Consider the following 24241-nt stretch of genomic DNA (forward strand, 5'->3'; position numbering starts at 1 on the left):
GAAAAAATGGTGCCAGGACAACAGTCCTAGCACCACTTTGTCTACAGTCTGAAAGAAGTTCATTTGTCAAGAGACAAATTGAACTTCTTTTTTAATTTCGGGATTTTCTATGGCAGTCCCTTTGTTCAAAATTGTTGCATTAGCGTTTGCACGCAATTACCTGTTCCACCTTTTTCCCTTGTCTGATTTGTTTCATGAGTTCTTCTCTGGCACACTCAAACCGGCGAAACAGATTTCTTTTGGCCGGAACATTGGCGTACACTTTCCAATATCCCGTATATAGACAATTCTTTCCATCGTTTTTTATAAATCCTTCCACGTCATCGATCGGATATCCCAAAAGGAGTCCCAGTTCATGGGGGAATGATTTGTTTTCCGTACGATAACTACGATATCTGCGTCCAAATTCAAGCAGAATGGATTCCAGATCAAACTGCTCATAGCCATTTTCCATCAAAATTGTAGTGGCACGCTTGTTCCGCATATAAATCGCTAGCATGGCAGGATTGTACAATAAGACCGTTAGTTTGTCTCCGTCCAAATAAAGGACACGGCAACGGATACCGCTATTTTGCAGGAGAGCACACAATCTCCGCAAATGGTTTTTACGAATGATAAATAAATTGGACATTTTTAATCCGGCAATCAATGGCGCACACTGTAGAACAAATTGATTCTCAACCTGTTCCATATCCATCTTCCGAATCATCTCAATGACTTCCTTGCTCATGCAATTGGATTCCTCCTTGGTTAGTTTTGTCTAACTTGTGTTAATCATACCAAACCCTGTATCTGCTGTCAATACACCTTACTGATACAATTTCCTATTAAGAATCCAATTATTCCATCCAATTTGTAGAAATCAACTCTGGAAACCGCAAGCCTTTAATCCACTGGCAATCACCTGATTCCACTGTGCCTGTGTCAGTTCCAGACTGGTTCCATCGTTTAATTTTACCTCGCAGTTATCTTTCGCCAGGCAGTCATCACCGCAGTCAATGCGGTACATGGTATTTCTGCTGATTGCACCGATATCCTCCAATGTATTTATCATACGGTAAACGGTCGCAATACCAATCGACGAATCTTGTTTTGCCGCTTTGTAATAAATTTCTTTGCAGCAGGAATATTCTTCCTGCAAAATAATATCAAGTAAAAGCTGACGCTGCTTTGTGATGCGGCATCCTTGTTCACGCAATCTTTCCAGTATTTCTTCTCTCTGCATGGAATGTTCCTCCTTACGAAAATGATGTTTTTCATCGTTAGTATAAACTAACTCTCGTAAGTTGTCAAGAACACGCGTCCGTTATTGCCAACTTTTTTTCAAAAACAACGCACTCGAATCCACATCCTTGAGATTCTCCGATTCGCTTCCTCACTAAAACACTGCATAACAGCGCTGCGTTTCAAAACGCTTTGCTCCGGATACTGGGCACTGACCTGCCGTGAGGCTTGCGACTTTGGCACCTCCAATACATACTTATTTGGGGTCTCTTTTGCACCGGAGAAAAAATAAGATAAGTCATAAGGGGATACTTCCTCTTCATCCTCCTCTGCACCGTAGCACCAATCTGCATACTTAAAAATCAAATCACTGTCACCACCGGCAATCACTGAAGTATAGCCGACATAATACATATTGCGGATTACATTGTCCGGCCGTGAAATATAATTGATAAAAGCCTGCGCCGCCTGTTTCTTCTTGGCATCACCGGAAATTCCGTTTTTCATCATGCAAAAACCATCAAACCAAAGGTTGCTTCCCTCTTCCGGCACCGCATAACTAAGTTCGAGCCCGTCTTTTTCGGCCTCATCCATCGTGTAAACACCATCACCGGACCACTGCATATTAAGAACGACTTTGCCGGTCACCATATCCGCTTTTCCACTGTCCGTTTCCAGTGAATACGAATTTTTCCGCATTTTTTCCAGAATCGTCTGCACCTTGGTAACCGTCTGTTCTGATGTGTCATTTAACTCATCCGTCAGACAATGAGTTGTCTCCATCGCTTTTTGAAACTCTTCCGACAACAATTTTTTCTCTTTTAAAATCGTAAGGGCAACTAAATAAGAATCGCGTACACTGTCTTTCATCGTCACCTGTTTCCTATACTTTTCGTCAAGCAAAACCGACCAGTGGCGGACATCTTCTTTTGACACCGCCGAAGGATTATATACAAGTCCCATAACACCCCACATATAACCGGCCCCATAACGGCTTAACGATTCGCCACTTATCTTTAAATCATCAAATACATTTTTAATATAAGGAGAAACACCGCGGCTGTAATAATTTTCTTTTTTTGAAGCATCGAAAAAATCTTCCGAAAACGGCTCCAGTTTTTTCTCCTTCATCAACTTCATAATCATGTATTCCGATGGACAGACCAAATCAAAAGTATCTCCCAATGTCATCTGATTATACAAATCTTCATTTGTTCCAAAAGTAGAATATTCAACGCGTACTTTCTCCCCATATGTCTTTTCATACCAGGATTCGAAATCGTCTACCATATTTTCTCTGCCTAAAATTTTCGTTTTCTCATCCAAATCAATTGTCTCATCTTCGTCCCAGCCGCCTTCATCTAAATATTCCTCCCAGTTGGCAATCCGAAGCACAATTTCTTCGCTTTGATTCTCCTTGTTCTCACAGCCAAAGAAAACTGTACTGCAAAAAAGCAGCGAAAAACAAAATATCATCCATATTTTTTTCATCGTTTTTGTTTCCTCCCCGCTTTCATATTCATTCCAATCACAACGAGAACAACAACAAAAAATATAATCGCAGACAATGCCCACAACGCCGTCTTAATTTCGGTTCTTGCCCCCTTCGTTGCATTTACCACGTAGGTGCTGATTGTATCAAACACCGCTGGTTTTGTATACGTTGTAATAAAATAATCATCCAGTGACAACGTGACAGACAACATAAATCCGGATGTAATGCCCGGCATGATTTCGCGCACAATCACGCGCCACAAAGCCTGTCTGTGATTGCAGCCAAGGTCCAAAGCTGCTTCATATAAATTCGGATCCATCTGTTTTAATTTCGGCAGCACCGACAAATACGCAAATGGAGCGCATAATACCGTCTGTCCGACAAGCAGCGGCAGATACGTGTCCTTGTCCACACCAAACAAAACAATCATCAAAACGCAGATACTAAAACCAGTTACAACTTCTGCATTGGCAATTGGAATCTGATTCAAAAAATTGATGCACTGCCCGCTTTTTTTCCCAGCGTAAAAGGAACCGATTGCACCAATGGTTCCAAGAAGAGTGGACAAAAAAGCAACCGTAACTGCTAAAAGAAGCGTTCCGCCAATCATATGGAGCAGTTCCTTCGTGGTAAATAATGTGACATAATGCTCCAGTGAAAAACCACGAATCGCACCAATCATCGTAGAACTCGTAAAACTGTAAACAATCAGCACAAAAATCGGTGCATACAAAAACACAAATACACAAAAAAGCCAGAGTCTTTGTCCTAATTTTTTCACCATATGCCACCTCCTCTTGCTTCCACTTCCTGCTTCTTTGCAAAACGGTCCGTAATCCATGTCACAAAGAACATTAAAATAAGAAGAAGGATTGAAATCATGGAGCCATTGTGCCAGTCATACGCATTGAAATAACTGCCGATCAGGCTTCCCATAATATAGGTACTGTTATAAATCATATCTAACACAACATAATTTGTCATCGCCGGCAAAAATACCATTGTCACACCACTGATAATCCCCGGTAACGTCATCGGAATCATGACCCGCCAGAACACATGGAAAGACGATGCGCCTAAATCAGCCGCTGCTTCCGGAAGACTGTCATCCAATTTGGATATCGTTGTGTACAGGGGCAGAATCATAAAGGGAAGAAAATCATACACCATGCAGAGTATCGTATTGAAAAACGGATACATCGCAAGATTTCCCTCCATGACATCTAAAATTTCTTTGACAGCTGTAATGCGCAGCGTAAAATTAATCCACATTGGCATCACAAGCAAAATCACATAGACCGGTCCCCGTTTCAGATTGCCCCGCGCCAGTATATAAGCAGTCGGATACGCAATCAATAAACAGACAATCGTTGTTGTAACAGCAATCATAAGGCTGTAAAACAAAGTTCCCATGGTTTTCCCATCGACAAAAAACTCACGAAAATTTTCCCATGTAAACTGTCCCTCTCCATTCGTAAGTGCATAATATAAAATAACAAAAAGCGGCAATACCACAAACACAAGCAGAAAAACAAGGTAGGGGATCCGAAGCTGCTTCCTTGAAAATCTAATCATCCCGCGCCCCCTTATTTATCACTTCATATGTTATTTTTTCATCCGGCACTACCACACTGACATAGTCGCCCATATTCCACAGCCACTCATCATCCACATAATAATCCACATCATTTTTGCTTCGGATTTTATATTTGTAGTGGTCGCCTTTATATATAATAGATATAATATTTCCTTCAACAAATCCTTCTGCCGGGTCATCACTTAAATTTGCATCTGCCGGCAAAAAGGACGCCATAACATGAATTCCTTCTGTATTTTCCGGCACCTTCCCTGAAAAAAGTTTTGTCAAATCCGGTTTCCTGCTGCCGTCCACAAATAGAACATGTCCACTCGCATCCATCAGTCCCTCGTAATGGTTGATGTTCTGATTATACGGCATAACATGAATCCCCTGCGGTTTGATGTCGATTCCGACCTTCGTGCCTGCTTCAATTGCTTCCTCATTCTGCGCTACAATTTCACTTTTTCCGGAATAAATAACAATCTCATGAAACGTTCCCTTGAACACGGAGGAATGAACTCTTCCTTGTATTTTTCCCTCTTCTGCCGGGCAAAGAATAACCGACTCCGGTCGAATCACAGCCTCAACATGGTCGCCAAGTGGAAAATTCTCCTTGCAGCCAAACTCCACCCCGTGAATTGAAAGCCTGCAGTCACCGACCATTTTGGCATCAAAAATATTACTCTCGCCAATAAAATCGGCGACAAATGCATTTTCCGGCACCTTATAAATATCTTCCGGTTTTCCCGCCTGCTGAATTTTTCCATCCGCCATAACCACAACCTTATCTGAAAGAGCCAGAGCTTCCTCCTGGTCATGAGTAACAAAAATAAATGTAATGCCAAGCTCTTTATGCATTTCCTTTAATTCAAACTGCATTTCTTTCCGCATCTTATAATCTAAGGCTCCAAGTGGCTCATCCAACAAAAGAATTTCCGGCTCATTAACAATTGCTCTCGCAATCGCAACACGCTGCTGCTGTCCGCCGGACAACGTAGAAATTTTTCTTTTTTCAAATCCTTCTAAATCAACCACTTCCAACACTTTTTTTACCTTTTCCCGAATCACTTCTTTCGGCACTTTTTTCATTTTCAAGCCAAAGGCAATATTGTCATAAATATTGAGATACGGAAATAGGGCATACTTCTGAAACACCGTATTGATTGGGCGTTTCGCCGGTGGAAGTTTGCTGATATCTTTTCCGTGTAATAAAATCTCTCCCCCGGTCGGCTGCTCAAAGCCGCCAATCATACGCAATATCGTCGTTTTTCCGCAGCCGGACGGTCCCAAAAAGGTAACAAATTCCCCTTTTTTTATCGTAAGGGAAAAATCCTTGATAACGGGCGTGTCCTTTTCATAACACTTTTTTACATGACGCAATTCAATGATATTATTTTCTGTAGCCATCTTTGTACCTCGCAAGCAAATTTGCCGTTATTATAGCGTATTTGGGGGACAAAAATCAAGTGCATCCAATTTTTTGCTTTTGGGGCAGAAATCATTGACATTTTTGGGTTCCTATAAATTAGGAGAAATGCTTTGCGTCTCGTGGGCGTTCTCACTCATTGAGTGCGTAGCGGTATGGACACTGAAACTACCAGTGGTCTCCGCTCCGCTTCGGTCGTTGCATAACAGAAGTCCACCGGACTTCTTGCAACGCATACCGACGTACTCAAAACCCACGAGTCACAAAGCATTTCTCCTAATTTACAGGAATTCCAAATAGTTTAACAATGATTTCTGCCCCAAAAGCAAAAAATTAGATATCCATTACCAAATGCTTTGGTTGGTAATTTTTCTGACATCATGGAATACTGTCCGCCACACACAGCATTCCCCATCCTACTCTGTCATTTGGAAAGGTTTCAAATGCTCTTGTTCTCCTGGCCCCCCGGATTAGGTAGGCTTTTACTTTCTGACCGTATAAGTATGAATCGTTTCCACTGATAATCCCATACTGCATTAAGAGGGCGGCGCTTCCGGTGACAAATGGACACGCCATTGAGGTTCCGCTTTTTCTCGTATATCCACCACCGGGTGCACAGGACAAAATATCGACACCCGGCGCCGCCAAATCCGGCTTGCTCCGGTTGCAGCAGACATAACCGCGCCCGGAAAAGGGCGCATAGGTATCTGTATTCGCATCGTATGCCGCTACAGTAATTGGTCGTCTGGCAGTTGAGGGAATGGTAAGCGTAAGTGCTGATTCGGAAACTAAAAATCCGGTTTCTTCATTAATTTGTGCACCGCTTGGCATCCAAAAATCAAAACGCCCATCCACCAGTTGTTTAGGCGTGAGTGTTAATTTCCAGATACCGCCCTGAATCATTGTCCGGTCATATGCGGGGATAATTTCCAGATAAATTTCCTGCAAAATCTGATAGGGCGACGGCTCACCAAAATACCACAAAATTTCCATTCCATCCTGCAAAGAGCGAAAGGTTCCTGCCGTTTCCTCCGATACGACAATCTGACTTCCGGATGGCGTTGTTAATGTAATTTGAAAGGAATCCACATACTGCTTCCACAATTGAATGGACAGACTTGTTTCATAGGGTGAGACGCTAAACTCTACAACTTTCTCTCTGCCTGCCTCTAACTGCCCGGAAGCGTGCCGCCGCAAATTGCCCTCGTTGCCGCTGCCAATGCAGATTGTTGTGCGCCCCACTAAAGCTGCTTCATCCAAATACGTTTCCAATAATGACGTACCGGTATGTGAACCATAATTATTTCCATAACTTAAATTTAAGGCAAGCGGCTGGTTTCTTTCTGCCGCAAAACGAATACAAAAATCAATTGCCTGCATCAGTTCTGCCGTCTGCGGAAAATCTCTTTGCGTCCTGCCGCCTAATTTCACAATTAACAGTTGTGATTCATACGCCACACCGCGATTTTCTCCCCGGCTGGCACGGCCATTGCCTGCTGCAATCCCGGCAACATGTGTTCCATGTCCGCTTGCATCCACTGCCGGCGCAGGACCTAATGCTTGTAACAATTCATTTATTTTTTCTTCCGAATAAAACAAGCCGAAGGAATAACCGGACGGTGGCATAAGCTCCATTTCGCCCTCATTTACCGCCGTCTGGTTCCAAATTCCCACGATTCTTGTTGTTCCATCTTCCTTTCGAAAATCCGGATGATATATATCAATTCCGGAATCTATGATTCCTACCAGAATACCCTGTCCGGTCAGAGAAAGGGGTTCCCTCTGCACGGGAGGAATGCACGATACCAGTTTTCCTTCGTATACGGCAAAAGACAACGCCTTTGGCTTTTCAATATATTCTACCTGTGGTTCTTCTGCCAACGCTCTCAACTGTTTTTCTGTCACTTCTAGAACAGCGTACCCTCCTAACAGCGGCGTCACCCGCTCATAGTTACCTGCCAATTGCAAAAGTTCTCCGGAATACCGAATAATCACCTGCCACAACTTTTCTTCCGGGTCATAACCGGCAGATAAATTTTCGCTTTTTTCTCTTGTACCTTCTGAGACATCTAGAGATAACTCCAGTAAATTTTCTATTTTAGGATCCGACATCTCATTTTTTTCTCCTTCCATAATCATATGCACACCGAAGCTTTTGTAGTGCCTTTTTTTCAATCCGGCTCACATAGCTGCGCGAAATACCAAGACGTTTGGCAATTTCACGCTGCGTAATTTCCGGATTTTCCGGTGTTCCCTTTCCCTCGGACACACCATAGCGGAGGCGGATAATTAACTTTTCTCGTTCCGTCAGATTTTTCTCAATATAACCGTATAATTTTTCTACATTTTCTTCCTTTTCCATCCGCTCCGGAATATCCTCGTCCACACTCTCCAAGACATCCAGAAACCGAAGTGCATTTCCCTCGCCATCATCCCCGCTAATCGGCTCATACAAAAAAATCTCCCGCGCCCGCTTCTTATCACTCCGAAATGTCATCAACAATTCATTGTCGATACAGCGGGAGGCATACGTCGCTAACCGAACGCCCTTCCCTATTCGATATGTGTCGACCGCTTTAATCAGTCCAATTGTCCCTATGGAAATCAAATCATCGACACTATGGTCGGAATTGCTGTATTTCTTCACCAGATAGGCAACCAGCCGAAGATTTCGTTCAATCAGAATATTTCTTGCCTCTCTGTCACCCTGTTCCCATCTCTCAATTGCTTCATTTTCTTCCTCTACACTTAAAGGCTGTGGAAATGACTGCATGATACACCTCAGAGATTGTCGTTACTTTCATCCTATGTAATTTTTTGTCCATAAGTGCCTGGACGTAAAAAAAAAGAGAGGTCCTCGGGGCATCTCTTTTTTTAGGATAAACTTCTCTACAAACCACGAATAATATTCAAATAATCTTGGCGTTGATCTACGACTGCATATACAATCACTTGCTTATTTTCCTCATGAATTTTATAAAATACTAAGTCTTTTTCTAAAATAAGCACTTTATACCCTTGTCTCTTAAGAATAAGATATCTCGGCTCGCTTCCAATATATGGATCATCTCCTAATTCAAGAATTCGTTTTTCAATCTCGTCAAGTTTCTCAAGTGCTGCTGTATTTCCAAAATTTTGAGCAATATACAAAATTATTTTTCTGATACCTGCATCGGCTGTATCAGTCCTTATTACCGCATCCTTCATAATCACTCCTCCTGAAGCATTTTTCTCAAATCATCAAATGTTTCCGTTATTGGAGCAACTCTGCTATTTTTAACATCATCTTCCGCTTCGGCTAATACTTCTAATAATTCTATTCTTGCTTTCATATTTTTATATTCTTCATAGGAAAGTGTAACCGTATCACCTCTGCCATTTACTGTAATAATCACTGCTTCTTTGTTTTCCTTACACAGTTTTGATATTTCAGAATAATGATTTCGCAAATCAGCAGATGGTCTTATTGTTTCTTGTAATGTCAACATATTAGTCACCTCCGTGTATAATATATGCAAATTATATCATCTTTTGTGTATATATTCAATATCGGATGTTGTGCTGTTTGTGTCAATAAATCTTAAATTACCATCAGCGTATAAATCACACATACGCTTCATCATTAAGCCCCTGCTGCATAAGACGAACTTTCGCCTTTTTACTGCTGTAGAGTTTTGTCACTTTCGTATTTTTGTTGTAGGAATAATAAAAAAGTTTACCTTTCTCATTTACAAATTCACCAATCCAGGTACCGTTTTGCGTTACATCCAGTATCATTCCTGTACGCACGGTCCAATTGTGCATGCCACACTGATTGCCGTCATTATATCCATTTCCATAATTCTTCAAAAAAGAACTTAGTTCTTCCTCATAGGTAATCGACTTCCCGCTCTTTTTATTTAAACTTACAACAACATAATTTCTGTCGTATGAAATTTCCTGATATGCTCCAATTTTATACTGATAATCTACTGCTAATTGCAAATACATTGTATTGCCGATAAAATAGAACTTATCAATATGCATCGAATGGAATGCATCTGTGGAAAACTTCTCTTTTACACACTGCATTAATACATCCATTGAAATCAGGTTTGTTTTCTTCTTCTTTGCCATATCATAACAAACAATCCACTTTTCTGTTGGAACATACAGTTTTTTACCGGAAATTCCAACCTGCGTATCTAACTTTTCATGTTCATCATAACGGTAGCGTTTTGACTCATACTGCGAAGCCTTATTTACTATTTTTTTACGTTTTCCGGTAGACAGATTTAACTGGTAAAAGGCTTCATCAATTTTTTTATAATAACTCTTAAACCGCGAGTAATAAATGCAGTTTCCAATCTTTGCAGTAAGCCCTGATGCATCCTTTGCAACATTAATACTGCTGTAATAGACAGGCTTTCCGGTAAGTGACGTTTTCTGTTTCGTTTTCTTATTATAAGATACAATCGAATTGTTTATGCGATAGACAATTTTTTTATCCGTCGCATAAAGGAACTCCCGCCATTCGTTGACATAAAACAATTTCTTTTTCTTTTTTACTTTTAACTTTCCGCTCTTTTGGTTCAACGGAACCTGCCATACATAACCGGTCGACGAATCCTTCCGATTTACTTTGTAATAATAAATATAGCTTTTCGTCTTGTAAATTTCCCTCATTGAATACTCTTTTTTAATCAATGTGTACTTTTTCTTTTTACTGCCATCCTTTCCATAGAGTTCAATTCCGTCTTTGTAATTACTGCAGTAAACATACTTTTTGCCAGTGTACGGATTCGCTGTCTTTGCTTTTGAAACCGCCGCCTGCGGTAAAATCATAGAAAGTACAAAAACCATGCAAACCCCTATTTTGCTGAATTTTTTTACCATATACATCATCCTCCTTCTCGGGTTGTTTCTATAAACAATACGATTGAAAATGGTAAAATGTTGCAGTTTATTTAATCTATTTTTACTTTTTTATAACATTTTCCATTTTTCATTCGTATTGTAAATAGACACCCACAAAAAAGCAAATAATTATCGAAGGGAGAATTTAACTATGAAAAAAAAATTGATGTAACAAGCAATAAAGGGAAAGTAAAAAATCTTGACATTCCAGCTACACTTGGCGGTGCACCGGTAACACAAATAGGTTATGATTACATCACAAGAGATGCCAATTCTGGAGATGGCTTTGATGAATTCGGCCAGACAGTTTTTGGCATATATGTAGAAGAAGCACACAACTGCGATGGTGCTTTTGAAGACATACACAGCATCACGAAATTAAAAACCGTTCGTGTTTCCAAAAGCAATCACGTTCTTTACGCAAAAGATAATATATTGATAAAAAAGTAAAAAAGAGTACAAAATAATATTTCCTTTTTTTCTCCCTGATGTGGTACAATGGAAAAAGACAATTTCCGGCGTCTGCCGGTTAAGGGAGGTACATATGAACAAAAAAGAAATCGCAGAAATCAAAAAACGATTTACAAAAACAAAATGCAGCTTTACAAGACTCTGCGGATGTTACGTGGATGCCGACAAGCAAAAACGCATGACTTTAAAGGAAGCGTTTTTAGGTCTTCCGGAAGAAGAAATGTTTAAATACATTGACATTTTCCGCAAAACACTTTCCGGCTCCATCGGAAAAACACTTCTGAATATGGAGTTTCCAACCGAACAGGAAACAAAAGAAGATGGCACGCAGGTATTTTTAATGAAACTGTTACAAAGCAAACTGACCGATGATGAATTGCTGGATGCCTTTTATGACAAAGTAATTGAAAATTACGGCTATCCGGAAAATTATTTTATTATTTTGGTTCATGACGCTTATGATATTCCGAAAATCACAACAGACGGCATTGAAAATTTTGATGCATCGGAATATGTGTATGATTACATTCTTTGCAGCATCTGTCCGGTTAAGCTGACAAAACCGGGACTTTGCTACAATGCAGAGACCAACCACATTCAGGACCGGATTCGCGACTGGCTCGTACAGCCGCCGGAACTTGGCTTTTTGTTCCCGGCATTTAATGACCGCAACATGGATATTCACAGCCTTTTGTATTATTCCAAAAATGCGGATGAGGTGGATGAGGTGATTACCGACAAGCTCCTCGGCTGCCGTATGCCGCTCCCGGCAAAAAGCCAGAAAGAAACATTCAACGCAATTGTAGAGGAATCGCTTGGCTTAGAATGTGATTATGAGGTGGTTAAATCCATTCATGAAAATCTGAATCAGATGGTAGCAGAAAACAAAGAAAATCCGGAGCCTCTCACATTAGATAAATCCGACATGACGCATCTTCTGGAAAAATGCGGTGTTGAGGAAGAACAAATTGAGGCTTTTGAGACACATTATGACGAGTCCGTCGGAGAAAATGAAACACTGGTTGCCACCAACTTATCCAATACAAGGAATTTTGAGGTGCGCACCCCGGATGTTAAAGTTTCCGTTAATCCGGAGAGAACCGACTTAGTAGAAACAAAAGTAATCGACGGCGTTCCGTGCTTAGTCATTGAAATTAATGATTTAGTAGAGGTAAATGGAATTCAGATTGTATCTGAGCTTGCTCATAAGGACAAAGAAACTGAAGAAGAATAATATGATAAAGGCAGTTTCACGAAGGATTTTCCTTCTTGAAACTGCCTTTTTACGTCTCTTATATTGAATTATAAATTATGCCAACAATTCATCTGCTAACGCTTCCATCTGAGCGACATCTGCCTCTTTCATCGTCGACTTGATTGTAACCATGTTGTCACAGAGTGTCATATTTTTCATCTTCTCAAATGCTTCGCGCATTTTCTTATTTGCTACCGGAGCCCAACTTCCGTTTTCCATGAAGGCAACTTTTTTGTTCTGGAAGTTTTTGTGACCTAAGTGGTACAGGAAATCCTGCATAACCGGAAACAGACCGCCATCATATGTTGCACAGGCAACTACGATTTTATCATAACGGAACGCATCTTCAATCGCCTCAGCCATATCTTCTCTTGACAAATCACTGACAACGACTTTTTTTGCACCTTTGGCTTCTAACACTTCACCAAGTTTTTTCGCTGCTTTTGCCGTATTTCCATGAATGGATGCATAGGCAACAAATACACCATCATCTTCTGCTTCGTAGCTGCTCCAAACCTGATATTTACCAATATAATAGGCAAGGTTTTCCTGAAGAATTGGTCCATGAAGAGGACAAATCTTCTGAATATCCAAGCCGGCTGCCTTTTTCAACAAAGCGGCTGCCTGCGCACCATATTTACCTACAATATTAAAGTAATATCTTCTTGCTTCACAAGCCCAGTCTTCATCAGCATCCAGCGCACCAAACTTACCAAAAGCATCGGCAGAGAACAAAACTTTTTCCGTGGATTCATAAGAAACCATAACCTCCGGCCAGTGAACCATCGGTGCCATCACAAACGTAAGTGTGTGTGCACCAAGAGACAAGGTATCTCCCTCAGCAACAACCACTTTTTTGTCTGTTACATCCATCTCAAAGAACTGTGGCAGCATCGCAAATACTTTCGCATTGCTGACAAACTGCATCTGCGGATATTTTTCAGCAATTGCCTGAATGCTTCCGCTGTGGTCCGGCTCCAAATGAGAAATCACAAGATAATCCGGTGTTTTTCCATCAAGTTCTCTCTCTAATTTTTCCAGCCATTCATCAGTTTTTCTGGCATCCACCGTATCCATAACAACAATTTTTTCATCCAAAATCACGTAAGAATTATACGATACGCCATTTGGCACAATGTACTGGCTCTCAAACAAATCAATATCTTTATCGTCCACTCCAATATAACGAATGGCATCTGAAATCGTCACATTACTCATTTACAAATCCTCCTTATCCTTAGGTCAATAATATCGACTTAAGAATAACACCATCCCATAGAAAAATCAAGGCATATACGGAACTCTTTGTTTTTTTACTTTTACGATTGCATATACATGAATCTTTGAACTGGAATAAAGTTTCTTGATTTTATTCTTTTTCACTGTTTTCGTCTTTGATTTACCATTTTTCTTGTATTTGACAAGGTAGGAAATCTGCTTTTTATAATTACCATCGTCATTACTCACAAGTTTAAAATAAGGTTTGGACCATGTATAATTTCCTGATTTCTTTTTCGCATAGGTTCCCATGTCAAATTGTGTACGAATAATTGATGTTAAGTTTGGGTCAATGCTTACCTTTGTCTTCTTGCTCTTAACATTCAGTTTTTTCACTAGATTGCTGTCAGATATATATAAATCCTTAACTGACTTTGAAACAATTATTTTTTGAATTTTAGAACCAGCACTTATGGTTACATTTCTTTTTCCCTTAACCTCTAATTGATTTATTTTCCCATGCATACCGTCTCTTGATGGTGTAACGCAATCTTCCCAAAAATTACTGTCAAAATTGCCATTTAGTATCACATTTTTAATATTAGCGAACGCGTTCCTAACACAAATTGAATCTTTGAATACGATTTTCGTTAATTTTGCAGCATCCAAAAAATTCTCAGCATAAATATACTTTAGGCTTTTTGGCAAATTAAGTTGTTTTAAATTCGGTGTATTCGCAAAAGCAAATTCTCCTATTTTTTTTACTCCCTCCGGAATCGTAATCTTTTCTACTGACTTACTATCTGTCGAAAATACATGTCGAGAATTTTTAAATTCAGCATACTCACTATCTGTAAAATGATATTCGTTTTCCTCATTAAAATAGTAATCATATTCATTCCAACATATTCCAATCTGCACAATGGAATATCCATCAATTATCTTCGGAATTACCACTTCTTTTGTCGGTTTAATCTTTAACACGGTTGCGGTTTTATTGGCTTCATCTAAAACTGCATATTCATAGTTCCCTGATGTAATTCGCTTATATTGCGATATTGCTTTACTTGTTGTGCCGTTTGTAATTGACGTAAACAAAAGTGCTGTTAACATAATAATTGATACAATTTTTTTCATACTTTGCCTCCTAAAATATTACTTTGTTTTGTGTTAGTATTTTCTCTAGTTTACAATATTCTGTCACCTCCCTTACTCACTTATCATAGCATATAATCATCCGTAAAAAACAAAACCGGCACGAATGGTTGTTTTTCGTCCCTAAACGGTCAAAATCATCTCCGTTTGAAGCATCTACTTACTATAACGTTCCAAACGGAGAAAATCTGACAAAATATTTGATTTATTTTTCACCGAGAAGTTTTTTCATTTTATCCGACATTTCCGGCTGATGCAAAACACTTGCCTTGCTAATTTATCGCATAAATGCACACATTTCAATAAAAATGACATTTTTAGCAAAATGAAGGGCCACTTTTGCAAAAAAGCACCTCTTTCTTTGGAATTTTGTTTTTCAACTTAATCCCAACACAGAAAAAGGTGCTTCTTCTTTATCTTTTTAATTATCCTATAAAATTTTCACCCTAGCAGTTTGAAACCGATTAAGAAAACATCGGTGTGGACAAATAGCGGTCACCGGTATCCGGGAACAGGGCAACAATTGTCTTGCCTTTGTTTTCGGGTCTCTTTGCCAGTTCTGTCGCTGCTTTTAACGCTGCTCCGGATGAGATACCTACAAGGATTCCCTCGGTTCTTGCCACTTCGCGTCCCAATTCAAAAGCATCCTCATTCTCAACCGGGATAACTTCATCGTATATATCGGTATTCAATGTATCCGGCACAAATCCGGCACCAATTCCCTGGATCTTGTGTGCACCTGCCTCACCTTTTGATAACACCGGTGAGCTTGCAGGCTCAACTGCCACAATTTTCACATCCGGATTTTTCGATTTCAAATATTCACCGACACCGGAAACGGTTCCGCCCGTTCCTACACCGGCAACAAAAATATCCACTTTTCCTTCGGTATCCTCCCAAATTTCCGGACCGGTCGTACGCTTATGTGCACGTGGATTCAGTTCATTGACAAACTGTCCAGGAATAAAGCTGTTTGGAATTTCTTTTGCGAGTTCATCTGCCTTTGCAATGGCACCTTTCATTCCTTTTGTGCCATCGGTCAAAACAAGTTCAGCACCATATGCTTTCATCAAATTGCGTCGCTCAACGCTCATGGTCTCTGGCATTGTAATAATAATACGAATTCCTAATGAAGCGGCTACAGAAGCTAAGCCAATTCCTGTATTTCCACTCGTTGGCTCAATAATCACGGAGTCTTTTGTCAATTTGCCAGTCTCCAATGCATCTAGAATAATTTCACGTGCAATACGGTCTTTTACGCTTCCAGCTGGATTAAAATACTCTAATTTTGCTAAAATTTTTGCCTCTAAATTGTGTTTTTCCTCGTAATTTCCCAACTCTAAAATCGGTGTATTTCCTACTAAATCAGTTACTTTCTTATAAATTGCCATCTTTCTTCCCCTTCCTTCCTTTCTTTTCATATTATTCATACGTGTTTGGTATGATTACTATTTGATGATTAAAAGAATACACCTTATTCCCTAGTTTGTCAATAGGAAATAAGGTGTTTTTTGTTTTTCAATTTTAAATGGAATAATCGCCGTCTTTTGCAATCTGCCAGTCAACCAAATCTGCAAGTGTAATGTTGTCAATTACATCACTGATAGCATCGTTTAATTTCTTCCAGACAACGGCTGTTGCGCAGTTGTCCATGCGGCTGCATGACCCAAGTTCTTCATCCACGCAGTCAACCGGTGCCATACTGCCTTCTGTCAGGCGCAAAATCATGCCTACTGTGTATTCTTCCGGCTTTTTTGTCAGCAGATATCCGCCCTGGGGTCCTCGGATGCTTCTGACATACCGTGCCTTATTTAAAATTGCTATAATCTGCTCTAAGTATTTATCGGATATTCCCTGACGGCTTGATATTTCTTTTATTCTGGTTGGTTTTTCTGAATCATTCAGTGCCAAATCCAGCATAAGCCGCAGCGCATACCTGCCTTTTGTTGATATTTTCAAGGGTCTTCCCTCCTGTTCTTTTCATACATTCCCTACCGTATTTATATGATACAATAAGAGGGGGGAAAAATCAAGGGGTGGTATTTATTTGGTTTCATAAATAATAGCGGAAAGTTTGTCCCTTGTGTGCCGCTTTCGCTTAACAAATACGCAGGGGTATCGGCAGGTCAAAAACACCTGCCAGACACCCGCGTATTCGTAGCACACAAGAAACAAATTTTCCGCTGCTATTTACTGAAGCCAAATAAATCAGCCACATCCATCATAGCTTGAAATTGCGGTCGTTCAGTATTTTTATTATTACCAACCTCGAAGTTGTCCAGACAATTTTGCGGAATTATATACTTCATGAATAATAATATCGTCACCACAAATCTCGTACACGATAGTATAATTCTTGCAGTACAATTCACGCACATTCGTATCACGAATCCATTTTGCCGGAGTTCCTTTTTCAGCTTCGCCTTCATTACTTAAAGAATCTCCCAAATCAATCAATTCATCAACAAAAGACACTGCACGAGCCGGATTATCTCTTGCAATGTAGTCTTCAATATCATTCAAGTCTTCAATTGCCAAATCAGACTAGATTATGTTCATGCAAGAATTGTCCTTTCTTCACGTTTCTTTTGAAACATTTTGCGTACTTCGTCCGTTGTATGCCCGCCATATTCAGTGATAGATTGCTGGCTCTTCTTGAAACGAAGCAATTTATATAAGTTTTCCATAACTTCAAATTCATCCTGAATGTCATCAGATATGTCAGAAAGATTATCAATAATCAACTGTTTTGCTGTACTCATACAAATCACCCTCTTTGTTTTGTTGTACATAATATAACACGATGCCGTCACTTTTACAATTGATTTCAAAATCCTATTTGGTTTCGTAAATAATAGCGAAAGCGGCGCAGGATACAGTCCTTCCCCCTCTTTTCGTAATCTACGGAACCTGTAAACTAAATCTCAAAACCACTTGCAACAAGCATTTGTTTATCCTGTTTGGTATTATTTCCCGATGTTGTAAGCATATCGCCGGTTATCGTGGCATTTGCCCCGGAGAAGAAAGCTTTTTTACCATTTTCCTTCATCAGTTTACGGCCTGCTGCCAAGCGAATTGATGTCGAAGGGTTAATAAAACGGAACATAGCGATAACTCGCAGAAGTTCTTCTTCAGTAAGCTGTTTTAGGTTTTCAAACGGTGTGCCCGGAATCGGCATCAGTGCATTTAACGGAATGGAATCAACTTCAAGCTCTGCAAGCGTAAGTGCCATATCCAGCCTATCCTCCCATGTCTCTCCCATGCCGACAATTCCTCCGGAGCAAACCTCTAATCCGGCCTCTTTGGCAGCCCGGATGCACGCAAGTTTATCCTCAAACGTATGCGTGGTGCAGATACTTGGAAAATATCTGCGCGACGTCTCAATATTCGCATGGCAGCGTGTTACGCCAACCTTACGCAAAATTTCAAACTGCTCTTTTGTCAAAAGACCATGCGAAGCACATAATTCAATTTCTTTACACTCCTCATGCATTCTTTTGTACGCTTCTACAATCTGATCAAACTCTTTGCCGACAAGCGTTCTGCCCGCTGTCACAATAGAAAAACGATGAGCTCCATTTTCTTCATTTACATGACATGCTTTCACAAAAGAATCCACATCCATTACATCATATTCTTCTGCTCCGGTATGGTGATGGCTCGACTGGGCACAGAACCGGCAGTTTTCACTGCACCGTCCGGCACGTCCATTAATAATTGTGCATAAATCCACCTGATTACCACACAATTCTTTTCGAATTTTATCGGCTCCCTGACAAAGCGACTCCAAATCACCATTAATCAAAAAAGTCAGGTCATCTTCTTTTCCTAAACGTCTTCCTTCAATAATCTCATTTACCAGTTCTTCATACATAATAAAATTCCTCCTATGGTAGATACTTTTATTCTACCATGGGAGGAATGATTGTCAACCTAAATATTTTATTTAGTTGTCATTTTAGTGATGGAACAAACGGATTCCTGTAAAGCTCATCACCATATTGTGACGGTTGCAGGCATCGATACAATCCTTATCACGAATTGAACCGCCCGGCTGTGCAATGTATTTTACACCGCTGCGGTATGCTCTTTCAATGTTATCATCAAATGGGAAGAACGCATCGGAGCCAAGAGTTACATCTTTTGCGTACTCGGACAACCATTTCCGCTTTTCTTCTTTTGTAAATACCGGTGGTTTTTCAGTGAAATATTTTTCCCAGCATCCATCTGCCAAAACATCCATGTAATCTTCACCGATATAATTGTCAATGGCGTTGTCGCGCTCGGCACGCTTCATCCCCTCTTTAAACGGCAGGGAAAGTACCTGTGGAGACTGTCTTAACAGCCAGTTATCTGCCTTCTGTCCGGCAAGTCTTGTACAGTGAATGCGGGACTGCTGTCCGGCACCGATACCAATTGCCTGTCCGCCTTTTACAAAGCAAACAGAATTTGACTGCGTATATTTTAACGTAATCATTGAAATTGCCATATCAATTCTTGCTGACTCCGGCAAATCTTTATTCTCTGTCACAATGTTGCTGAAGAAATCTTTGTCAATGTTTAACTCATTGCGTCCCTGCTCAAAGGTAATACCAAATACTTCTTTGTGCTCAATTGGGTCCGGTACATAATTCGGGTCAATCTCGATAATGGCATAAGCACCTTTTTTCTTCTCTTTCAGAAGTTCTAATGCTTCCGGCTCATAACCAGGTGCAATAATTCCATCGGAAAATTCTCTCTTAATCAATTTGGCTGCGGAGACATCACACACATCTGACAATGCAATAAAGTCACCATAAGAAGACATACGGTCAGCACCTCTTGCTCTGGCATATGCGGCAGCAAGCGGAGATAACTCACCCAAATCGTCTACCCAGTAAATTTTTGCCTCAACGTCACTCAGTGGAAGACCTACTGCTGCACCAGCCGGCGAAACATGTTTAAAAGAAGTTGCTGCCGGAAGTCCGGTTGCCTTCTTCAATTCACTGACTAACTGCCATCCGTTAAAAGCATCCAAAAAGTTAATGTAACCCGGTTTTCCATTTAACACTTTGATTGGCAGTTCACCATCTTTGCGGTAAATACGGGATGGTTTCTGATTCGGGTTACAGCCATATTTCAATTCCAATTCTTTCATGATTTTCTCCTTTACTTATTCTTATTTTTAATAATCGATTCGTATTTTCCGGTTTCAATGTCAATGTAGCGCACAAATAAGGAAACTTTATTGTCCTCATTCAAGCTTTCCCACAGCATATCAGCAAATGCATTCATATCATCCATTGTTTCAATCCATTTCGGCTCGCCCTCAAAACTTGGCAATGGATTTCCATCACACATATAAGTATGGATAAAATGTCCCTCTCCTGCTACCGGATTCTCATATGCGAAAGTATAACGATTGCAGGCATCCGGATTTCCGTTATTGCTTTTTAAAATAGACATTGCATAATTGTACTCTCCATTTTCCACATGCATAATGCCGGAAATTCTTGGTGTATAATTCGGGCCGTCCGGTTCAAATTCTCTTGTGCGGAGCGCCTGCTCAAAAGTCTGCTGTTTATCCATCAGTTCATAAATTGTGTCTGTCTGGTCACCGTTGGTAACAATAGTCTTGTTTCCCAATACGCGGACCGGTGCGTAGATAATAAGACTTGGGTCACTCAATTTTGATGGGTCAAATGCCTGTGTGCGGATTCCCTCACCATCGTTTACAAAGACACGGTTTCTACTGTTTTCACTCCGCCCCATAATAAAATAAGCGGTCACTGCGTATTTGCCGTTTGGTGATTTTCCAATCACGATTCCACGTCCCGGATACGCATTGTTTTTGAGTTCCTGTTCCAATGAAAGTTTCTGCATCATGATTCCTCCAATCTTTTTTGTAATAGTATCAAAAAAACCGCCCGGGCAACCGGGTAAACGGTCGCCCAGGCGGTCGGCAATTCATACAAATCCACACTCCCTGTGAGTTCTCTCACTCTATATGATTTTCATATAGTTTCCGCCAGTCGTATGGAACTAAGTTTAGAATAACTGATTTTTAGGGAAAATGCAAGCGTTTTCTTCATTAAATACGCCACATGCCATCCTTTATCTGGCAAATCTCACTCTCATAAAATGCCTGAATTGCTTCTATCATGGTTTCTACGTCCTCACAGCCGGCAGTTTCCACCGCACTGTGCATGGCAAGCTGCGGCAGACCGATATCCACCATTGGCACACTAAAGGAATGACTCAAAAGATTACCAAGTGTACTGCCGCCCGGCATATCGGCGCGATTCACAAACAACTGCGTTTTGATATCATTTTTTTCACAAAGTGAGCCAAACACACCACCGGTCATTCCGGTTGTCGTATATCGCTGACTCGCGTTATATTTGATGACAACACCGCCGTTTAAAACAACCGGGAACTCATCATCACTCTTTTCCGGATGGTTTGGATGCACTGCATGGGCATTATCCGCACTAAGCAGGAAACTCCGGCTTCTCGCACAAATCTGCTCCTCCTTTGTCATACCATAAGACAAACAAATTCTCTCCAATACATCCGGTAGAAAATTACTAAGTGCCCCCTGCCTGCTGCCGCTTCCCACCTCTTCATTATCAAAGAGACAAAAGACGGAAAGTGCTTCTTTCGGAAGCTTGTCCTGTGCACGCAAAAAGCCCTGTAACGTCGTGTACACACAGCCTAAATCATCAAAACGCGGTGTCAAAAGGAACTCATCTTTGACACCGGCTGCGACTGCCGGCTGGCGCACGGTAAGAATCAAATCCATATCTACAATTTCTTCATCCACTTTGCAGCCTGCTTCCTCCCGCAAAAGTGTCATCAGTTCTGCCTCGCTGCCACCATATAACGGCTGTAAATCAACGTGAACATTATGCTTATATCCCTGATTGATTTCCCGGTTAAAATGAATGGACAGATTTGGAATCACAAATACATTTTTATCCGGTGCAATGAGAACACTAAAAATCCCTTCTTTTGTCTTTTTCATGACACGTCCGGCAAGTCCAAGCGGTCTGTCAAACCAGCTTGTGTGAATCATGCCGCCATAACCTTCGATTTCTGCTTTTGCATAAAAGGCATCTTTTTTCTTAGCTTTCTTAATCCGAAACGTAGGAAAATCACTATGACTGGCACAAAGGTGATAATAAAGCGGTTTTTCTTTTGGCATGGAAAAGGCAAGTAAACTCGACTCATTTCTTGTTACGTAATAGTTTTTGCCGGGCTCTAACTGCCAAAGATTTTCTTCTTCCAAGGACTGAAAACCAGCCACTTTCAAAGCCTCTTTTACCTGTTTTACCGCATGATACGGACTCACACTCTGATTCAAAAAAGAACATATTTTATCCATAATAAAATCCCTCTCTCTTTCCGATGATTTTCCTTTAGTATACCAAATAACCGCCATTTTTACAAATCAGCGCCAGCTCGCCGGAAATAAATATTCCTCTCTGTGGTCAAGCGTATCAAAACGATACCCCTGTTCTTTGATATAATCAATAATCTGTGGAAGAACTTTTGCTGTATTATCCATGGCGGAGGCATCATGCAGCAGGATAATCGGCTTTTCAAAGCGCGTGACATCTTTTTTTACATTTTGAAATATTACTGCCTGTGAAACATGAGGGGAAATCGAATCTTCGCCCGATACATTCCAGTCGAAACTTCTTACGCCCTCTTTCCTTAGCTGATTATGGAGTTCGTCTACATAAGATTTCACATAACCGTTATTGCTCCCCCACGGAAAGCGGTGGAGTGTCGGCTTTTCTCCTATTATTTTTTCAATGCAATCGGATGCCGCCCGAAAATCTTTGTAAAAACAATTGGCACTGGCATACATCTGATTATGCTCATGGCAGTATGTGTGCACACCAATCGCATTTCCTTTTTTCTTTAATTCCTTTACAGTATCAACCCGCTCCCCCGTAATTTCCTTTCCAATCAGGAAAAATGTTGCGACAGCTCCTTTTTCCTCTAATATTTTAATGATTTTTTTCGTATTTCCACTGGGACCATCATCGAATGTCAGATAGGCAGTTTTTTGATTTTCCTTTTGGACTTTAGATACAAAACTGCCCGTTGGAACAATAATTGTGCCGTCATTTTCCGTTTCGTAATTTCTCTTCACTTCATAAAATAACAGCACAAAAAGAACACAGACACAAACAACATAAACTGTCTTTTTCATCAACACACCACCAAAACAATTCCCCTTATTCCATTGTATGATAGCAGTGTCAAAAGGTTAAATGTTTATCCATATTAAAGCAGATGTGGCGGAATCACCGCTTTTACGAAAATGCCGTCCTCACGGTATTCTTCTTGTTCCAGTCTTCCAAACTCACGAATTGCCTGGATTTTCCCTGCTTCGTCGTAAGCAAATACTTTTTCAATCTTCACCATTCCCTCATCCAGTACCTCTTCGATCTTTTCCACCAATTTATCCAGTCCGATTTTCTGCTTTGCAGAAATCATAAGAGATGCTTCGCTATTTTTATCTTTTAAGCCATCCGGCTTATATTCCAGACAGTCCATTTTATTAAATGCTGTTATAACTTTTTTGTCGCCAATATTTAACTCGCGCAAAGTGTCATAAACAACCTCCATCTGCAAATCATATTTTGGATTCGAGACATCAACAACATGAAGAATCATGTCCGCATACTTCGCTTCCTCAAGCGTGGAGCGGAAGGCACGAATCAGAGAGTGTGGCAGTTTACTGATAAATCCAACTGTATCGGTGAATAAGATTTTCTGCCCATCCTCTTTTTCCAAAACGCGTGTCGTCGGGTCAAGTGTTGCAAATAACTTATCCTCTTCTAATACAGCGGCTTTTGTCAGTGTATTCAAAAGTGTTGATTTTCCGGCATTTGTATAACCAACGATGGCAACTGTTTTCGTCGGATTCTGCGTTCTTTTATGACGCTGCACCTCACGGTTTTTCACGACTTCTTTTAACTGACGGTTCAACATGGATATGCGCTCTTTAATCAGGCGCCTGTCCATCTCCAGTTTTTTCTCACCGGGACCTCTTGTTCCAATTCCGCCGCCCAGCCTCGACAAACTTTTACCAAGTCCTGTCAGCCTGGATGAACGGTAGCGAAGCTGTGCTAATTCAACCTGCAGTTTTCCCTCGCTCGTCCTTGCATGAGCGGCAAAAATATCTAAAATCATTACGGTACGGTCTAATACCTTAACCTGCAGTTCTTCCTGCAAATTGGTAAGCTGCGCCGGCGTAAGCTCATCATCACAGACAATACCATCCGCATCCGTCTGCATAATCAGTTCACGCAGTTCTTCAATTTTCCCCTTACCGACATATGTTCCCGGATGCACGGACTCTCTTTTTTGAATCAGTCTTCCGACTACAATGCCGCCTGCCGTTTCCGTAAGTTCCGCAAGTTCATCCAAAGAATAGGAAACATCCGTTCCATCCTCCAAATCAACGGCAGCTAATAAAAACTTTTCCTGCACCTGTTCTGTCTCATAGGTCTTAGCCATGTTTTTCTC

23 protein-coding genes, 1 pseudogene and 1 riboswitch are annotated in these 24241 nt (G+C 40.7%); of the genes and pseudogenes, 1 reads left to right on the plus strand and 23 read right to left on the minus strand.

Annotated features, from left to right (window positions below; translation table 11 throughout):
- Positions 1-139: 139 nt before the first annotated feature.
- From DW005_RS11575 to DW005_RS11625, 11 genes and pseudogenes are all read right to left on the minus strand, one after another.
- Entirely contained in the window at positions 140-730 is a 591-nt protein-coding gene (locus DW005_RS11575) for a DUF3793 family protein (RefSeq protein WP_117479604.1), read from the minus strand.
- Positions 731-862: 132 nt separating this feature from the next.
- Positions 863-1225, minus strand: coding sequence for a transcriptional repressor (locus tag DW005_RS11580; RefSeq protein ID WP_117479606.1), 363 nt, complete (start codon positions 1223-1225; stop codon positions 863-865).
- 98 nt (positions 1226-1323) lie between these two features.
- On the minus strand, positions 1324-2715 hold the full coding sequence (locus tag DW005_RS11585; protein ID WP_117479608.1) for an ABC transporter substrate-binding protein: 1392 nt from the start codon (positions 2713-2715) through the stop codon (positions 1324-1326).
- On the minus strand, positions 2712-3503 hold the full coding sequence (locus DW005_RS11590; protein ID WP_117479610.1) for an ABC transporter permease: 792 nt from the start codon (positions 3501-3503) through the stop codon (positions 2712-2714). The genes DW005_RS11585 and DW005_RS11590 overlap by 4 nt, the downstream gene beginning before the upstream one ends.
- Complete coding sequence (locus tag DW005_RS11595) at positions 3497-4294, minus strand: ABC transporter permease (RefSeq protein ID WP_117479612.1); 798 nt, start codon at positions 4292-4294, stop codon at positions 3497-3499. The genes DW005_RS11590 and DW005_RS11595 overlap by 7 nt, the downstream gene beginning before the upstream one ends.
- A 379-nt stretch (positions 4295-4673) precedes the next feature.
- A pseudogene (locus DW005_RS11600) lies at positions 4674-5705 on the minus strand (ABC transporter ATP-binding protein); the annotation flags it as partial.
- A 397-nt stretch (positions 5706-6102) separates the two neighbouring features.
- A complete protein-coding gene (locus DW005_RS11605) occupies positions 6103-7836 on the minus strand; it encodes a S8 family peptidase (protein ID WP_117479616.1) in 1734 nt (577 codons plus the stop codon).
- A 1-nt stretch (position 7837) separates the two neighbouring features.
- Positions 7838-8497 carry an RNA polymerase sporulation sigma factor SigK gene (gene sigK, locus DW005_RS11610; RefSeq protein WP_117479618.1) on the minus strand — a complete coding sequence of 220 codons (660 nt, stop codon included), beginning with the start codon at positions 8495-8497 and terminating at the stop codon, positions 7838-7840.
- 116 nt (positions 8498-8613) lie between these two features.
- Complete coding sequence (locus tag DW005_RS11615) at positions 8614-8931, minus strand: type II toxin-antitoxin system RelE/ParE family toxin (RefSeq protein ID WP_117479619.1); 318 nt, start codon at positions 8929-8931, stop codon at positions 8614-8616.
- A gap of 2 nt (positions 8932-8933) precedes the next feature.
- Complete coding sequence (locus DW005_RS11620) at positions 8934-9212, minus strand: type II toxin-antitoxin system Phd/YefM family antitoxin (protein WP_117479621.1); 279 nt, start codon at positions 9210-9212, stop codon at positions 8934-8936.
- Positions 9213-9327: 115 nt separating this feature from the next.
- Complete coding sequence (locus DW005_RS11625; protein ID WP_117479623.1) at positions 9328-10599, minus strand: hypothetical protein; 1272 nt, start codon at positions 10597-10599, stop codon at positions 9328-9330.
- Between the two features lie 565 nt (positions 10600-11164).
- Here DW005_RS11625 and DW005_RS11630 point away from each other — a divergent pair.
- Complete coding sequence (locus DW005_RS11630) at positions 11165-12325, plus strand: DUF4317 domain-containing protein (protein ID WP_117479625.1); 1161 nt, start codon at positions 11165-11167, stop codon at positions 12323-12325.
- 75 nt (positions 12326-12400) lie between these two features.
- On the opposite strand, the gene DW005_RS11635 is transcribed toward DW005_RS11630, so the two are convergent.
- The 12 genes from DW005_RS11635 to hflX form a co-directional block, all read right to left on the minus strand.
- Complete coding sequence (locus tag DW005_RS11635) at positions 12401-13564, minus strand: FprA family A-type flavoprotein (protein ID WP_117479627.1); 1164 nt, start codon at positions 13562-13564, stop codon at positions 12401-12403.
- Positions 13565-13630: 66 nt separating this feature from the next.
- The gene (locus tag DW005_RS11640; RefSeq protein ID WP_117479629.1) at positions 13631-14701 is read right to left on the minus strand and encodes a leucine-rich repeat protein; all 1071 of its coding nucleotides are present in this window, start codon (positions 14699-14701) and stop codon (positions 13631-13633) included.
- A 482-nt stretch (positions 14702-15183) separates the two neighbouring features.
- Complete coding sequence (cysK, locus tag DW005_RS11645; protein ID WP_117479631.1) at positions 15184-16110, minus strand: cysteine synthase A; 927 nt, start codon at positions 16108-16110, stop codon at positions 15184-15186.
- Between the two features lie 133 nt (positions 16111-16243).
- Positions 16244-16678, minus strand: a complete 435-nt coding sequence (locus DW005_RS11650) for an Rrf2 family transcriptional regulator (RefSeq protein ID WP_022376161.1) — start codon at positions 16676-16678, stop codon at positions 16244-16246.
- Between the two features lie 300 nt (positions 16679-16978).
- The gene (locus tag DW005_RS11655; RefSeq protein WP_117479633.1) at positions 16979-17257 is read right to left on the minus strand and encodes a type II toxin-antitoxin system RelE/ParE family toxin; all 279 of its coding nucleotides are present in this window, start codon (positions 17255-17257) and stop codon (positions 16979-16981) included.
- 17 nt (positions 17258-17274) lie between these two features.
- The gene (locus DW005_RS11660) at positions 17275-17481 is read right to left on the minus strand and encodes a hypothetical protein (protein WP_117479635.1); all 207 of its coding nucleotides are present in this window, start codon (positions 17479-17481) and stop codon (positions 17275-17277) included.
- 155 nt (positions 17482-17636) lie between these two features.
- Entirely contained in the window at positions 17637-18593 is a 957-nt protein-coding gene (gene bioB / locus DW005_RS11665; protein WP_117479637.1) for a biotin synthase BioB, read from the minus strand.
- An 84-nt stretch (positions 18594-18677) separates the two neighbouring features.
- Entirely contained in the window at positions 18678-19856 is a 1179-nt protein-coding gene (locus DW005_RS11670) for a phosphoribosylaminoimidazolecarboxamide formyltransferase (protein ID WP_117479639.1), read from the minus strand.
- A gap of 11 nt (positions 19857-19867) precedes the next feature.
- Positions 19868-20581 (minus strand): IMP cyclohydrolase, encoded by a 714-nt coding sequence (locus tag DW005_RS11675; protein WP_117479641.1) that lies wholly within the window; start codon positions 20579-20581, stop codon positions 19868-19870.
- A 59-nt stretch (positions 20582-20640) separates the two neighbouring features.
- Positions 20641-20744, minus strand: a riboswitch (ZMP/ZTP riboswitch).
- Between the two features lie 45 nt (positions 20745-20789).
- Positions 20790-22082 (minus strand): M18 family aminopeptidase, encoded by a 1293-nt coding sequence (locus DW005_RS11680; RefSeq protein WP_117479643.1) that lies wholly within the window; start codon positions 22080-22082, stop codon positions 20790-20792.
- Positions 22083-22148: 66 nt separating this feature from the next.
- Complete coding sequence (locus DW005_RS11685) at positions 22149-22919, minus strand: polysaccharide deacetylase family protein (protein WP_022376170.1); 771 nt, start codon at positions 22917-22919, stop codon at positions 22149-22151.
- Between the two features lie 74 nt (positions 22920-22993).
- Positions 22994-24232, minus strand: coding sequence for a GTPase HflX (gene hflX, locus DW005_RS11690; protein ID WP_117479646.1), 1239 nt, complete (start codon positions 24230-24232; stop codon positions 22994-22996).
- Positions 24233-24241 lie beyond the last annotated feature (9 nt).

It is taken from the genome of Clostridium sp. AF36-4 (assembly GCF_003435975.1).
Classification (GTDB): domain Bacteria; phylum Bacillota; class Clostridia; order Lachnospirales; family Lachnospiraceae; genus Eubacterium_F.

Bases quoted from the DNA above. Each gene is read 5' to 3' on its own strand.
- DW005_RS11685 (WP_022376170.1), bottom strand. From the start codon at position 22,919: ATGAAAAAGACAGTTTATGTTGTTTGTGTCTGTGTTCTTTTTGTGCTG.
- hflX (WP_117479646.1), bottom strand. From the start codon at position 24,232: ATGGCTAAGACCTATGAGACAGAACAGGTGCAGGAAAAGTTTTTATTA.
- DW005_RS11575 (WP_117479604.1), bottom strand. From the start codon at position 730: ATGAGCAAGGAAGTCATTGAGATGATTCGGAAGATGGATATGGAACAG.
- DW005_RS11625 (WP_117479623.1), bottom strand. From the start codon at position 10,599: ATGGTAAAAAAATTCAGCAAAATAGGGGTTTGCATGGTTTTTGTACTT.
- sigK (WP_117479618.1), bottom strand. From the start codon at position 8,497: ATGCAGTCATTTCCACAGCCTTTAAGTGTAGAGGAAGAAAATGAAGCA.
- DW005_RS11635 (WP_117479627.1), bottom strand. From the start codon at position 13,564: ATGAGTAATGTGACGATTTCAGATGCCATTCGTTATATTGGAGTGGAC.
- DW005_RS11640 (WP_117479629.1), bottom strand. From the start codon at position 14,701: ATGAAAAAAATTGTATCAATTATTATGTTAACAGCACTTTTGTTTACG.
- DW005_RS11660 (WP_117479635.1), bottom strand. From the start codon at position 17,481: ATGAGTACAGCAAAACAGTTGATTATTGATAATCTTTCTGACATATCT.
- DW005_RS11675 (WP_117479641.1), bottom strand. From the start codon at position 20,581: ATGCAGAAACTTTCATTGGAACAGGAACTCAAAAACAATGCGTATCCG.
- DW005_RS11590 (WP_117479610.1), bottom strand. From the start codon at position 3,503: ATGGTGAAAAAATTAGGACAAAGACTCTGGCTTTTTTGTGTATTTGTG.
- DW005_RS11620 (WP_117479621.1), bottom strand. From the start codon at position 9,212: ATGTTGACATTACAAGAAACAATAAGACCATCTGCTGATTTGCGAAAT.
- DW005_RS11585 (WP_117479608.1), bottom strand. From the start codon at position 2,715: ATGAAAAAAATATGGATGATATTTTGTTTTTCGCTGCTTTTTTGCAGT.
- bioB (WP_117479637.1), bottom strand. From the start codon at position 18,593: ATGTATGAAGAACTGGTAAATGAGATTATTGAAGGAAGACGTTTAGGA.
- DW005_RS11595 (WP_117479612.1), bottom strand. From the start codon at position 4,294: ATGATTAGATTTTCAAGGAAGCAGCTTCGGATCCCCTACCTTGTTTTT.
- DW005_RS11630 (WP_117479625.1), top strand. From the start codon at position 11,165: ATGAACAAAAAAGAAATCGCAGAAATCAAAAAACGATTTACAAAAACA.
- DW005_RS11615 (WP_117479619.1), bottom strand. From the start codon at position 8,931: ATGAAGGATGCGGTAATAAGGACTGATACAGCCGATGCAGGTATCAGA.
- DW005_RS11670 (WP_117479639.1), bottom strand. From the start codon at position 19,856: ATGAAAGAATTGGAATTGAAATATGGCTGTAACCCGAATCAGAAACCA.
- DW005_RS11680 (WP_117479643.1), bottom strand. From the start codon at position 22,082: ATGGATAAAATATGTTCTTTTTTGAATCAGAGTGTGAGTCCGTATCAT.
- DW005_RS11605 (WP_117479616.1), bottom strand. From the start codon at position 7,836: ATGTCGGATCCTAAAATAGAAAATTTACTGGAGTTATCTCTAGATGTC.
- DW005_RS11580 (WP_117479606.1), bottom strand. From the start codon at position 1,225: ATGCAGAGAGAAGAAATACTGGAAAGATTGCGTGAACAAGGATGCCGC.
- cysK (WP_117479631.1), bottom strand. From the start codon at position 16,110: ATGGCAATTTATAAGAAAGTAACTGATTTAGTAGGAAATACACCGATT.